This is a genomic window from Rhizobium sp. NFACC06-2, from assembly GCF_900101425.1.
GTDB classification, from domain to species: Bacteria; Pseudomonadota; Alphaproteobacteria; order Rhizobiales; family Rhizobiaceae; genus Agrobacterium; species Agrobacterium leguminum.
Map to the genome: position 1 here is coordinate 25,047 of NZ_FMVA01000025.1, position 12,953 is coordinate 37,999.

A 12,953-nucleotide genomic window follows, 5' to 3' on the forward strand; every position below is an offset into this window, starting at 1 on the left:
CTCAATGCTCCTGCTTGTAAAGAGCGCCGGAGCCCAGGTAAACCGCCTGGACATCCTGGTTCGCGCGCACTTCGGCAGGCGATCCTTCCGCGATCAACTTGCCGCGGTTTAGCACGATGATCCGGTCCGAATGTTCGAAGACAATATCCATGTCATGTTCCGTAAAAAGCACGGCCAGTTGACGTTGCTTGGCAATGCGGGAGGTCAATTGCATCAGCAACATGCGCTCCTTGGTGGCCATACCAGCTGCCGGCTCGTCCATCAGCAGCAGCTTGGGATCGCCTGCCAGGGCAATTGCCAATTCAAGCCGCTTGATATCTCCATAGGGAAGCTCCCGGCAGGATCGGTCCGCCTGATCCTTCAGGCCGATGAGGTCAAGCAGATCGTCTGCTTCCGTTGCGAAATTGCGCCTGAGATTGCCGAAGAAGGAAACAAGAGACAATGGACCGGTTCGAGAACACTGAACCGCAAGTTGAACGTTCTCCCGCACGCTCATCGATAGGAAAGTTTCGGCAACCTGGAACGTGCGACCGACACCAAGGCGCGAGATACGTTCCGGAGACAGTCCGGTTGTTTCCCTGCCGCAGATGCTGATACGACCGAGATCCGGACGAATCTGCCCGTTGAGCATATTGAAGCAACTGCTTTTGCCAGCGCCATTCGGGCCGATCATGGCCAGGAGTTCCCCTGGGGCGACCTCGAGCGATATACCCTGCACGGCCTTTACGCCTTGGTAGCTCTTCGTGAGATTTTCGACTTTCAAAAGAGCGTTGGTCATGCCGCGCCTCCGTTTTTGACCCGTGCACTGACAAGTGTTCTGAATTGCCAACGTCTGGCCTGCCAGGTCTCGATGACGCGGCGGCTGGTGCCGACAATGCCCTGCGGGAAAAGCACCACGAGAAGCACGATGACGGTACCCAGGATCAGTCGGGGGAAATCCATGTTGCTCATCAGCCAGATCGACACGATCTTGTAGACGACGGCACCGACCACGCTGCCCGAGATCGTGTTGAAGCCACCCAGAAGAACCATGATCAATCCATCGACCGAGGTCGCGATGCCCAAGGCATCCGGGAAGATGCTGCCTTTCTGAAAAGCGAACAACACACCCGCAAGCCCGGCAAAGAATGCGCTGACAACGAAGGCTACGTGCTGCACGTGGCGCTGCGAAATACCGATCGTTGCCGAACGCATCGGCGAATCCCGCAAAGCGCGCAGGCTGTAGCCGAAGGGAGAGAAGGTCAGATAGCGGAGAGCGCCAACAACCGCGATAGCAAAGGCGGCCGTCAGCCAATAATAGGCCCATGGGCTCGACGCCCACTCGGAAGGCCACACGCCGACAATCCCGTTGTCGCCTCCGGTGAGATCCACCCACTGGAAAACGATTGACCAAAGGATTTGTGCATAAGCAAGCGTCAGCATCGCAAAATAGACGTTGGACAGCCGGACGCAGAACCACCCCGCAATGACTGCGAAGGCAGCGGCGGTCAACGGCCCGACGATCAGCGCCAGCTCCATAGAGATGCCGAAATACTGGACGCATAATGCAGAACCGTAGGCACCGAGTCCCAGGCTTGCCGCATGGCCGAACGAATCGAGCCCCCCAACGGACATCAGGAATTGCAGGCTGATGGCGAAGATGATGGCTATCATTACCTCGGAGGCAACGCTGATGCCGTAATTGCCCAGAAAGAATGGGAGCAGGATCGCTGCCAGGATGGCGATAGCGCAGGTCATCCGGCCGGCAAGGCCAAAGGGTCTCCACGCGCCCCCCTCGGGCACGGCTGCGCTACGCGAGCGAACGACAGGCTTGCCGAGAAGCCCCCAGGGGCGCAGGATCAGCACGATTGCCATCACCGCGAACATGAGGACCAAAGAGATGCCTGGCAGGATCAGAATGCCGAACGCATTCAACTGCGACACGACAATCGCCGCCAGAAAGGCGCCGCCGATACTGCCGAGACCGCCGATCACCACGATGACAAATACTTCCGTGATGATGGAAAGGTCCATGAAATGCGTAACCGCGTCGCGAGGAATCTGCAATCCGCCCCCGAAGGCCGCCAGAAAGACGCCAAGCGCAAAGACACTGGTAAACAGCCATTTCTGATTGACGCCGAGCGCGTTGACCATTTCGCGGTCTTGAGTGGCAGCCCTAACCAGCAGACCCCAGCGGGATCGGTGCAGCAGGAGCCAGATCAGCGCCAGAACAACCGGCCCGAGAGCGATGAGGACGAAGTCGTAGCTCGGCACGGGACGGCCAAGGACGGAGACGGCGCCGGACAGACCCGCTGCGCGCGGTCCCACGAGATCTTCCGGTCCCCAGATCAGCCGCACCGCATCTTCGGCAATCAGCGTAAGGCCGAATGTTGCCAGTAGCTGCAGCAGTTCAGGTGCATGATAGATTCGTCGAAGCAGGAGGATTTCGACAAAAACACCGACAAGAGCCACGGCAGCGGCCGAAACCAGAAGCGCTGCCCAGAAGCCAAGGGGTGTCTGCCACCTGACCGTCAGACTATAAGCGATATAGGCCCCGATCATATAAAATGCGCCATGAGCGAAGTTGACGATGCGTGTGACCCCGAAAATCAGGGACAGACCGGAGGCAACAAGAAACAACGAGGCGGCATTTGCCAATCCCGTCAGAAATTGAACGACATAGAGTTCCATGGATATCCCCTCGTTCTCCGGCGCTCCTGCTGAAGAACACTCGATTTCACTGGCGGTTGCTCGCCGGGCAAGTGAAGACGAGCCGCAATCCTGCGGCTCGTTGCTAATCGTTTCAGGGACGAAGCTTGGCAGCCTCGGCTTCAGTCGGCAGGAAATCACTGCCGCTCTGGTATTTGAAATCGACCATGACGCCCTTGCCATCCTTCAATGCAGTCTTGCCGACATAAGCGCCGAGCGTGGATTGATGATCTGCCGCCCTGAAGGACGCCGGACCAAACGGCGTGTCGAAGGTCGCGCCCTTGGCGGCGGCAATCAGGTCGTTCACCTCAGTTGACTTGCCTCGCTCAAGGATGGCTGCCGCCGCCTTGATCAGGGAATAACCCACAACGGATCCAAGGCGAGGATAATCGTTGTAGCGCGCCTGATAGGCGTCGAGGAACTTCTTGTGGTCCGCCGTGTCGACCGACGACCACGGATAGCCGGTGACGATCCAGCCCTCGGGAGCGTCCGCCTGAAGCGGGTCGAGATATTCCGGCTCTCCGGTCAGAAAGGACACAACCGACCGACCCTTGAACAGCTCTCTGGTCGTCCCTTCCCGAACCAGCTTCACCAGGTCCGCACCAAAGGTCACGTTGAGGATCGCCTCGGGTTTTGCCGCCTCTATGGCCTGGGTTACAGAGCCTGCGTCGATCTTGCCCTGGGGTGGCCATTGCTCGGCAACGAACTCGATGTCCGGACGCGCTTTCAGCAACAGCTCCTTGAAGACGGCGACAGCGCTCTGGCCATATTCATAGTTCGGCGCGATCGTCGCCCAGCGCTTTGCCGGCAGTTTTGCCGCTTCCTGAGCCAGCATCGCTGCCTGCACATAGTTGGAAGGCCGAAGCCTGAACGTGTAATCGTTCCCCTTGGACCAGACAATGGCATCCGTCAGAGGCTCACCGGCCAAATAAAACACCTTCTTCTGCTTGGCGAAATCGGCAACCGCAAGACCGACATTCGAGAAGAACGAGCCGGTCACCATGACGACGCCTTCTTTCGAGACCAGTTCATTGGCGGCGGTGAGCGCGTCGCCCGGCTTGCCACCATCGTCTTTCGACACCACGACAAGCCTGTTGCCCTGGATGCCACCTGCGGCGTTGACCTCTTCGACGGCCAGTTCCCATCCCTTCCTATAGGGTTCGGTAAACGCCGGGAGACTGGAATAGCTGTTGATTTCGCCAATTTTGATATCGGCTGCCAGGCTCGCCCCGGCCGATGCCATGGCAAGTAAAATTCCGGAAATTCTGATGAATTTTTTCATTTGTCATTCCCTCAGGAGTTTGCCGCTTCAGAGACGGCTTTTGTTTCGGTTTGGAAATCGTGATGACAGTGTTGTTGTTTCAGGCCAGCATACATTACCTGGATGCTGGTCGGGCAAAGACGGGGACCGGAGACCCGTTGGCTTGGATCGTTCGGGTTAATCAGAACGACGCAAGCCACTCCGCAATGTCGGCGGAGTCGGTAACGTCAGCATATTTTTGATGCATGTCGTATAGGTTGGCGTCGTGCGGCGCCTTTGCCCTGTCTGCGCAACAGTCGGCGGGGACCAGCACATTGAAGCCGGACTGTACCGCGTCGACAACCGTCGCACGAACGCAGCCGGAGGTCGTGGCACCTGCCACGATCAAGGTATCGACACCGGCGCCGGCAAGAAGTGCAGCCAGCGCGGTTCCGTGAAAGGCGGATGCCCCTTTCTTGGCAATCACAGGATCGCCGGGCTGAATACCGGTGGCAGCATCGATCTCGACAAGGCGGCTACCTTCAAGCAGAGCTGCCATCCCGCTTGCCTTTCGAAGCCAGGGTAGCAGGGTCACCTCCCCTGGATGATAGGCGATCGTGGTATAAACGACCACAATACCCTTGGCTCTTGCGAGATCTGTCAGTCGGCGCGTGGCGGCAATCTCGGCGCCCATAATGGCCGCCGTGGGATAAAGCGTGTCGGTGAAGCCGTAGGTGAAATCGACAACGACGATTCCGGGACGCGCGCCGCGCGGAACGGGTTGTCCGAAGCCTGCGGACTGGTAAACTTCCTGCTGCGACATGTTTTTCGTCCTTTCCGCGGTAAGAGCGTTGTTCAGCCACGCACCATCTGGATGTCTTTCACAACGATATCGCCATCAATGACAACGGGCTCGTCGTCCAGGAAGAGCGAGCATCCACGCATGGGAATATCGAGATGGCAGGCGGTGTCATTGGGACCACCCAACTCGTTGTTGGGGCCGGTGGAGAACATAACATTGCCGTAGAAGCTGCGCGGTTCCATGCCCATGCCGCCGGGGAAAGCGCCGGGAACAAGATTGTGCCATTTGGCATGCGGGTTCATACCCCAGCCGACATGGCTCATGCCCATGCCGCGCGGATCATTGAAGTCGTCCATGTAGGACTTGACCAGTTGCGCATCAAGCCCGCCACGGATGTCGGTAACCCAGCCCTTTTCAATGGTGTAGATGATCGGCTCACGCACATAGACGTTTTGCGGCAGCAGGATGTCGCCCGGAGCCACCACGATCTGCCCATCGACGCCGTCGTCATCGCCACCGGTGAAAACGAAGCCGGAGGGCCAATGGTCCCAACGACCTGGCTCGTCCGTGCAGGCATACTCCGTGACGGTCGGGTAGGTGTTGAGCTTATAGATGACGTCGGTTCCATGCGGGGAGGTGATCCGCATTACCTTAGCTTTCGACAACATCCCGCCGGCGATCTCGACCTTTTCGCGGATCTCCCTGGTCGGCAGCATGCGTGCCAGCAATTCCGGCGGCTCGACAGCTGTCAGAATGCGTGTGCCGGCGGCCTGTATTGCCATCTGCTCCGGCGAGAACAGCAGGAAGATGCAGTCGATCAACATATCACAGGCTTTCAGCGCCTCCACGGCGTCAGGCATGGCGGCAAGCCCGGTGACGCCGACATTCCAGCCGCCTGTCGGCAAAGGCGACGGAAGCCGCATGTGATACATCAAGGCGCCGAGCCGCTGGCCAGCCGCCATGAAAGCGTCGGCATAATCCAGCCGCTGGTTGCCCTCGGTAAGAACAATGAGTTTCTCACCCTCGCGCACGCCGGACATTTTCAGCTGATGCAGGCAAATTTCGGAAAAGCTTGCGTGGTCCATTTCGATATCCTCTCAATTGGCGGGGCCGTCTGGCCGAAAGTCCAAGGTAGCAGCGAGAAATCCGTCTAGATCATCCCAAGGGATCATATGGCCAGCCTTCTCGACGATCCGCACCTCGACGACCGGCGCGAGCGTTTTGATTTCATCGATATCCTCCGCGCCGATCACCGGGGCACCTCCGGCGACAACTAGGCGCATCGGAAGGGCAAGATGGGGTAGGTCGGCATGGATATCGTCAGTGTGGAAACCGTCATAAGCGATGCGGATGGCGTCCAGCTGACAGGTGTGGAGCCACTCTGCGCGGAGCGCATTCTGCTCGTCCGTCCAGGTCGGACAGAAGCGGCGCATATCGTCCCCGGAACAACCCTTTTGGGCCATCAGGATCGAGTCTTCGTACCAGTTCCAGGCCGAGGGATAAGCACGCCTGCCCGGACCGGAGACCGGAGGATCGACGAGAATAAGGCCTGAAAAGACATCCGGCGCCTGGCGGGCAGCACGAATGGCCGTGCGTGCCCCCATTGAATGACCGAGTACGACGGGCTTCACGAAACCTGCTGCCTTTGCAAGGGCAACCACATCGGCCGCCATGGCATCCAGCGTGTAATCGAGATCACCGCCCTGGCTGAGGCCGCGACCGCGCACGTCTAGCACGTGCACGTCAAAGGCCGTCGCCAAACGTTCGGCAACGAAACCCCAGGTGGTTGCGGGAGAAGTGATGCCTGGCACCAGCAGCATCGGCGGGCCATCACCTTGAAAATGCAGCAAATGATGGCGGATGCCATTTGCCTGAAGATTATATCCCTTTGCCATGACTTCCCCTCCTTAATATGCGCCGGACAAGAGGGTACCGCCGCCGGGCACGCGGGTGCCAAGGTCAAGCGCCCGCAGCATCTGCCATGTCGTCGCGATTGCCGCCGTCAGCACGGGCTTTCCGGTGATTGCTTCCGCCATTGGAACGGCCGGCAGCGAAGGCATCTGAACACAGGCCGAAAGAACGACCGCATCGACATCGTCCGTATTCATGCCTCTGACGATCTCCGGAAGGTTCATCGGGTCATGGGCCGCCACCGCCAGGTTGTCGGGGATCTCAAGCGCCCGCCAGTCGCAAACCTCGATCCCTTCATTGCGAATATAGGCTACGACCAGCTCGGTCAGCGGCTTCATGTAAGGGGCAACGAGCGCGATCCGCCTGGCGCCGATTGCCCGCAAGCCTTCGACCAATGCCCCGGCGGACGTCACGACCGGCGTCGGATTGCCATTCGTCACGGTCATGCCCTGCAGGCGCGACTGGCTCTGGCAGTGGTAGCCCATTCCCATGGCCATAATGGCAACCAGGCAAGCGTAACCCATGACATCGACGCGCGCGTCGGAAAGCTCCAGCGCGCACCGGTCGCTGTCGGCGTCCATGGCGGCCAGCTCCTCCTTCGTCACATGCTTCATCCGCATGCGTGAGGAGTGGAAGGTGAAACGTTCGGGCGAGACCTGTTCGCGGGCCCGCAGAAGCGCCGGAATCTCGGTTTCCATCGTGACGTTCGAACTGGGGACAATCTGGCCAATACGGAAGGTTCTCATGCGTGCTCCATCAAGCTGATGAAGCGAGATTAATTATTCATTTGAAGAATTACAAGATCATTCTTTCGGCATGCGTCATAATTAGGCAATCCACACGTGCACCCAAAAAAACGACGAGCAAAATCCGCCGCTTGCCAGCCAAAACAATTTAAAATAAGGGCTGAACAGGGACGCAGAGAGTGCCCTCTGCCCCCCGGACTCTCAAGCCGGAGCGCGCAGACCCGCAGAAAGAAAGCGCACCAGCTGGTCCAACATTTCATCCTTGCCGAAGGCCGTCAGATGCCCCTCGGTAAGATCCCCGATCCGACCCAGATCATTCAGCATGAAGAGATAGGCACCGACGAGAAACGCCATGCGGACGCTGATAATATCCTTGGGTACATCCGGAAGCACGCGGGACAAGGCAACGATGTAACGCTTGACGGAGGCATCGTACACCTCGCGCCTCAGGCGGAGAGCATGCTCCTCCGGCTCAGCGTGCAACCGCGCCTGCATTGCCACGAAGGCGGCACCATTCGGTCCGGAATATTTCATGTCCCACTGCGGCTTCAGATAGGCATACAGAAGATCTTCGACACTCGGGTTCTCTGTAATTTCAAACAGCCGGTCCAGATTGACATGCCGGTGACCCGCCAGAAGGCCGCCACGCCGCCTGAAGCACTCATCGAAAAGATCGACCTTCGAGCCGAAGTAGTAGCGAATCAGCCCCTGATTGACGCCCGCCTGCGCCGCAATTTCACGCAGGTTGGCACCTTCGAAGCCCAGATCCGCAAAAACCAGTTCGGCATGATCCAGGATCTTGCCTCGCAGATCCAGCTCGGCTCCGGGCGCATTGCCTTTCGAGGGACGACCAGGGGCCCGGCTGTTTTTTTTGCGCTCAACCACTGTATCCTCGCCACTCAATGTCTGCACCCATAACCAAGGCACGAAAGCTGATAATTATTGTTATGTATAATTTTAAATCAGCCGCTTCAACATCTGCAGAAACTGATTGCGCTCTTGTGGCGCAAGCGGTGCTAGGGTCACCTCACTGATATCCTGCACGGCGGGCATCACGGCATCGAGCAACCGGCGTCCGACTTCGGTGATGTAAAGCGTGTAGCGCCGGCGGTCCTCCGTGTCCTTCTCGACGCGAATCAGATCCCGAGACAACAGGCGCGCGACAACGCCCTTGGTCGTTGCCGCATCCATCCCCACCAAGCGGCCAAGGGCGTTCTGGGAAATCGGGTCAGACGCTTCACGCAAGCGATAGAGCGTTGAAAACTGCGTTGGCGTCAGGCCGCCCGCCGTTCGCTCCATGAAGAGCGCCATATGCCGCTGCGTCGCAAGGCGAAGCAGGAAGCCGACCTGCTCATCCAGTACGTAAGGCTCATTCCGGTCGCTCATCGACTAATCCCAAGACTTCTGATTCTGCTAAAGGAACTGCAGCATCCGGTCACCGCGCGTCAAGCCGGGAATCGAAGAGCGATGCTGTCTGTTCCCACCCTGCCTAAAAATACCGCAAAAACAGACACTGCCTCCATCGTGCGCAAAATTTTCGGCGGCCGCCGTCAAATTCATTTGCATACAAACGATTTTTCTGCTGAATTCTCGACAAGGGTCAAGAAAAGCCCAGAGGGAACCATGACAAACACGATCGAGCTGACCGTGAACGAGTCAGCGCGCCTTATTTCAGACGCGGGTGATCGAACGCTTCTTGATGTTCTGAGGGACGAATTGCGTCTCAAGGGACCCAAATATGGATGTGGCAAGGCGCAATGCGGAGCTTGCACCGTGCTCGTCGATGGGCTGCCGGCGCGCGCATGCGTGCTGCGCGCCACACGAGTTATCGGTCGTAACATCACGACCCTGGAAGGACTTGCCGATCCCTCCAGCGGTGAACTTTCGCCCGTGCAGCAGGGCTTTCTCGAGCGCGAAGGTGCGCAATGCGGCTATTGCCTGAACGGGATGGTGATGATAGCAACCGCATTGCTCAGCGCCAACGCTTCGCCGACGCGCGACGACATTCGCAATGCGCTGCGCCACAACCTGTGCCGGTGCGGCAGTCATCTGGAGATCATCGCTTCGGTCGAACGTGCCGCAGAACTGATGCGGGAGCGCCAGCATGGATGACACTTCGCAACCCGGCCTGCTGTCTGTCTATGATGATCTGCCCGAAGGCGCCTCCGTCTTCCTGCAATTGGACCATCACGGAACGGTCACAGGCTACAACGGCCATGTCGATCTCGGCACAGGAATCGAGACTGCCCTTGCGCAGATCGTTGCCGAGGAACTTGATCTTCCCTTAGCCGCCGTACAAATGGTACTCGGCGACACGGCGCGGGTGCCGGACCAGGGACCGACCATTGCGTCCGAAACCATCCAGATCGCCGCGATCCCCTTGCGCATCGCCGCAGCACAGGCCCGTCTTTTTCTGGTCAGCGAAGCGGCCCTTCGCTTCAACGCCCCGGCCGATGGCATCGTCACCGAGAACGGCCGCGCCTGTTGGATGGAAAAGTCTTGTAGCTATGGCGACCTCGTCGCCGGCGAGACGATATCTCTCAAGCTCGACCGACGAACGATCGTGAAGGCCCCTGCGGACTACCGCATCGTCGGGCAAAGAGCAGTCCGGCGGGACCTTCCCGACAAATTGCGCGGGGCCCATCCCTATATTCACGACGTGGATGTACCGGGCATGGTACACGGCCATGTCATTCGTCCGCCCTACGAAGGGCGCGATAGCGGAGTTTTCATCGGGCACAGTCTCATCAGCTACGATGAGGGCGCCGTCCAAGACATGCCGGGCTTCATTGCCATCGTTCGGCAAGCAGACTTCCTCGGCGTGGTTGCCGATCGCGCCGATCAGGCCTGGGCGATCGCGGAGGCCTTGCCGACGCAGTGGCACATGCCGCCCGAAATCCCTGATATGTCCAACCTGCGGCAGGCGCTGAAGGATCATCCCTCCACACCCCGCCTCCTTGATCGATCAGGCGATTTTGCAAGGGCGATCAGCCAATGCGATGTTTCACGCCTGCGTACGTATGTCTGGCCCTATCACGAGCACGGCTCGATCGGCCCCTCCTGTGCGGTGGCGAACTGGAACAATGGTAGGCCAATCGTCTGGGCAGGCACCCAGAACCCGCATATGCTGCGTGGCGATCTGGCTGTTCTGGCGGACATTGCCGCAGAAGATATCGAAATCCGCCGCTACCAGGCAGCGGGCTGCTATGGCCGCAACTGCGCTGATGATGTCTGCGGCGATGCCCTGCTTCTGTCGCGCGCCACCGGTCGACCTGTCCGTGTACAACTGACGCGGGCGCAGGAACATTTATGGGAACCCAAGGGCGCGGCGCAGTTGATGGAGGTGCGGGGTGGACTGAAGTCCGGCGTACTCCATGCCTATGCCCTCGATAGCTGGTACCCGTCGAACCGTGGGCCGAACCTGGCGCTGCTCCTCACGGGCCGGATCAGCCCGGAACCTCGCGCAAGCGACATGGGCGACCGCACGATCATCCCGCCCTATCGTGTGCCCAACAAGCGCATCACTGTTCACGACATGGCGCCCATCGTCCGGGCGTCCTGGATGCGCGGCGTGTCAGCACTTCCCAACACGTTCGCACATGAAAGCTTCATCGACGAGATGGCTTTCGAGGCGGGAGAGGATCCTGTCGCTTTCCGGCTTCGCCATCTCGACGATCCCCGCGAGGCGGAGCTTGTCCGGCGCACTGCAGAGCAGGCGGAATGGCAGGAGCATGGGCGACCACGCCTTCGCCGTGAAGGGAGGATGGCCTTTGGCCAGGGATTTGCCTTCGCGACCTATGTTCATGGCAGCTTTCCAGGCACGGCCGCAGCATCAGCCGCCTGGGTGGTCGATGTCGCCGTCGACACCGAAACCGGCGAGATAACGCTGTCGCGCATCTTCATCGGACAGGATCAGGGATTGGTCGTCAATCCCGACGGCGTGCGTCAGCAGATCCATGGCAATGCCATCCAAACAGCCAGCCGAGTGCTGGTTGAAGAAGTCACCTTCAGTGAGGTTACCCCGACCCCGCAGAGTTGGGCCGCCTATCCGATCCAGACCTTCCCGGCGGTCCCCGACATCCAGACAATGTTGATCGAGCGTCCGGGCGACCCGCCACTTGGCGTCGGTGAAAGTGCAGCGGTGCCGAGCGCCGCAGCCATCGCCAATGCCGTCTTCGACGCAACAGGTGTACGGATGCGCGACGTCCCGTTTACGCCGGAGAAGATGCGGGCAGCGCTGGCATCTAGCGGACTTGCCACCGCCCTGCTGGCAGACACTGCGACCAGACAGGAGAGGAAGCCGAAGGCGCTGCTCAAAAAACTGCTGGGCCTCGGAACCGCGCTTGGCGGCCTATTGACCCTTGGCGCTGTGTCGATCCCGCTTCACCGCGCCATTGCTCCCTCGGCGCCTCCCTCAGCGGAGACCTTTTCACAGGCAACCCTGGAGCGTGGACGGCAGGTCTTCGCACTTGGCAACTGTGCAAGTTGCCACACGACGACCGGCGGCAAAGCCAATGCCGGTGACCGGGCGATAGAAACGCCCTTCGGTACTGTCTGGAGTACCAATTTGACACCGGACCCCGAGACCGGCCTTGGCCAATGGAGCTTCGAGGCCTTCGAGCGAGCCATGCGCCACGGCATCAGCCGCGATGGGCACAATCTCTATCCGGCTTTCCCCTATACCTCTTTTGGGAAAATCAGCGGCGAAGATATGTTGGCACTCTATGCCTACCTCCAAACGCTGACACCGGTGCGGCAGGAGACGCAGAAGGCACAGATGATGGCGCCGGCAAACCTGCGTCCCGCCTTGGCTGCCTGGAACCTTCTTTATCACGATGCCTCGCCTCTCACCGCCAATCCGGTGCGGGATGACGCCTGGAACCGGGGTAAGTACCTTGTCGAAGCTGCCGGGCACTGTTCGGCCTGCCACGCTCCGCGCAATGTGGCAGGTGCCGAGCTGCCGCAATTGTCTGGTGCTATGATCAAGGGCTGGTATGCTCCGGCACTTGCTGGGTCTGAAGCCGGTGCCCGCGGCTGGAATGCCGACACGCTTTTTGACTATCTGCGGCATGGCCATTCCGAAGCGGCAACCGCATCGGGGCCTATGGCAGAGGTGGCAGCCAGCCTGACCGCTCTGCCGGACGAGGATATCCGCGCCATGGCGCACTATCTGGCCTCGCAGATAGATACGCCGGCTCAGGCAACAACGACCAGGCAAGCAGCCTCTCCCCTGCCCGCACCAAGCCTCGCGAGCCGCATGTACGAGAGTGCCTGCGCAGTGTGCCATGAGCCTGCCATCGCCGGGACAGTTACGGCCGCACGCGGATCGCTCGCACAGGCGGCAGCCCTGCGCGCGCCGCGACCGGAGGCACTATTGACCGTTCTCGACGAGGGTCTTCGTGCGCCGGATTTACTGGACCTGCGCGACATGCCCTCCTTCAGGGACGAATTCACCACCGCCGAAAAGCAGGCGCTTGCACGCTACCTGCGGCAACGCTTCGCGCCGGACCTGCCGCCCTGGTGATCAACAAAACCTTCCATTGACCGGAAACTCCACCCGGGGCCT

11 protein-coding genes are annotated in these 12,953 nt (G+C 59.7%); 2 read left to right on the top strand and 9 right to left on the bottom strand.

The annotated features are described in order from the left end of the window. Position 1: 1 nt before the first annotated feature. From F3H58_RS25725 to F3H58_RS25765, 9 genes are all read right to left on the bottom strand, one after another. The gene (locus tag F3H58_RS25725; RefSeq protein WP_149744250.1) at positions 2-778 is read right to left on the bottom strand and encodes an ABC transporter ATP-binding protein; all 777 of its coding nucleotides are present in this window, start codon (positions 776-778) and stop codon (positions 2-4) included. After that, a complete protein-coding gene (locus F3H58_RS25730) occupies positions 775-2,670 on the bottom strand; it encodes an ABC transporter permease (protein WP_149744251.1) in 1,896 nt (631 codons plus the stop codon). The genes F3H58_RS25725 and F3H58_RS25730 overlap by 4 nt, the downstream gene beginning before the upstream one ends. A 112-nt stretch (positions 2,671-2,782) precedes the next feature. After that, positions 2,783-3,931 (bottom strand): ABC transporter substrate-binding protein, encoded by a 1,149-nt coding sequence (locus F3H58_RS25735; protein ID WP_502706433.1) that lies wholly within the window; start codon positions 3,929-3,931, stop codon positions 2,783-2,785. A gap of 199 nt (positions 3,932-4,130) precedes the next feature. Beyond that, positions 4,131-4,751 carry an isochorismatase family protein gene (locus F3H58_RS25740; protein ID WP_149744253.1) on the bottom strand — a complete coding sequence of 207 codons (621 nt, stop codon included), beginning with the start codon at positions 4,749-4,751 and terminating at the stop codon, positions 4,131-4,133. 32 nt (positions 4,752-4,783) lie between these two features. Beyond that, positions 4,784-5,815, bottom strand: coding sequence for a 2,5-dihydroxypyridine 5,6-dioxygenase NicX family protein (locus F3H58_RS25745; protein ID WP_149744254.1), 1,032 nt, complete (start codon positions 5,813-5,815; stop codon positions 4,784-4,786). 12 nt (positions 5,816-5,827) lie between these two features. After that, positions 5,828-6,625, bottom strand: coding sequence for an alpha/beta fold hydrolase (locus F3H58_RS25750; RefSeq protein WP_149744255.1), 798 nt, complete (start codon positions 6,623-6,625; stop codon positions 5,828-5,830). Positions 6,626-6,637: 12 nt separating this feature from the next. Then, positions 6,638-7,387 carry a maleate cis-trans isomerase family protein gene (locus F3H58_RS25755; RefSeq protein ID WP_502706432.1) on the bottom strand — a complete coding sequence of 250 codons (750 nt, stop codon included), beginning with the start codon at positions 7,385-7,387 and terminating at the stop codon, positions 6,638-6,640. 201 nt (positions 7,388-7,588) lie between these two features. Next, complete coding sequence (locus F3H58_RS25760) at positions 7,589-8,272, bottom strand: TetR/AcrR family transcriptional regulator (RefSeq protein WP_286170122.1); 684 nt, start codon at positions 8,270-8,272, stop codon at positions 7,589-7,591. A gap of 72 nt (positions 8,273-8,344) precedes the next feature. Continuing rightward, positions 8,345-8,773 carry a MarR family winged helix-turn-helix transcriptional regulator gene (locus tag F3H58_RS25765; RefSeq protein WP_149744257.1) on the bottom strand — a complete coding sequence of 143 codons (429 nt, stop codon included), beginning with the start codon at positions 8,771-8,773 and terminating at the stop codon, positions 8,345-8,347. Between the two features lie 237 nt (positions 8,774-9,010). Here F3H58_RS25765 and F3H58_RS25770 point away from each other — a divergent pair, with 237 nt between their 5' ends. Both F3H58_RS25770 and F3H58_RS25775 read left to right on the top strand, forming a co-directional pair. Then, a complete protein-coding gene (locus F3H58_RS25770) occupies positions 9,011-9,499 on the top strand; it encodes a (2Fe-2S)-binding protein (protein ID WP_149744270.1) in 489 nt (162 codons plus the stop codon). Beyond that, positions 9,492-12,911, top strand: a complete 3,420-nt coding sequence (locus F3H58_RS25775; protein WP_149744258.1) for a molybdopterin cofactor-binding domain-containing protein — start codon at positions 9,492-9,494, stop codon at positions 12,909-12,911. Before F3H58_RS25770 ends, F3H58_RS25775 begins: the two co-directional genes overlap by 8 nt. Positions 12,912-12,953: the final 42 nt, after the last annotated feature.

Coding starts and splice junctions, on each gene's coding strand:
- F3H58_RS25725 (WP_149744250.1), bottom strand. CDS start 778: ATGACCAACGCTCTTTTGAAAGTCGAAAATCTCACGAAGAGCTACCAA.
- F3H58_RS25730 (WP_149744251.1), bottom strand. CDS start 2,670: ATGGAACTCTATGTCGTTCAATTTCTGACGGGATTGGCAAATGCCGCC.
- F3H58_RS25735 (WP_502706433.1), bottom strand. CDS start 3,931: ATGGCATCGGCCGGGGCGAGCCTGGCAGCCGATATCAAAATTGGCGAA.
- F3H58_RS25740 (WP_149744253.1), bottom strand. CDS start 4,751: ATGTCGCAGCAGGAAGTTTACCAGTCCGCAGGCTTCGGACAACCCGTT.
- F3H58_RS25745 (WP_149744254.1), bottom strand. CDS start 5,815: ATGGACCACGCAAGCTTTTCCGAAATTTGCCTGCATCAGCTGAAAATG.
- F3H58_RS25750 (WP_149744255.1), bottom strand. CDS start 6,625: ATGGCAAAGGGATATAATCTTCAGGCAAATGGCATCCGCCATCATTTG.
- F3H58_RS25755 (WP_502706432.1), bottom strand. CDS start 7,387: ATGAGAACCTTCCGTATTGGCCAGATTGTCCCCAGTTCGAACGTCACG.
- F3H58_RS25765 (WP_149744257.1), bottom strand. CDS start 8,773: ATGAGCGACCGGAATGAGCCTTACGTACTGGATGAGCAGGTCGGCTTC.
- F3H58_RS25770 (WP_149744270.1), top strand. CDS start 9,011: ATGACAAACACGATCGAGCTGACCGTGAACGAGTCAGCGCGCCTTATT.
- F3H58_RS25775 (WP_149744258.1), top strand. CDS start 9,492: ATGGATGACACTTCGCAACCCGGCCTGCTGTCTGTCTATGATGATCTG.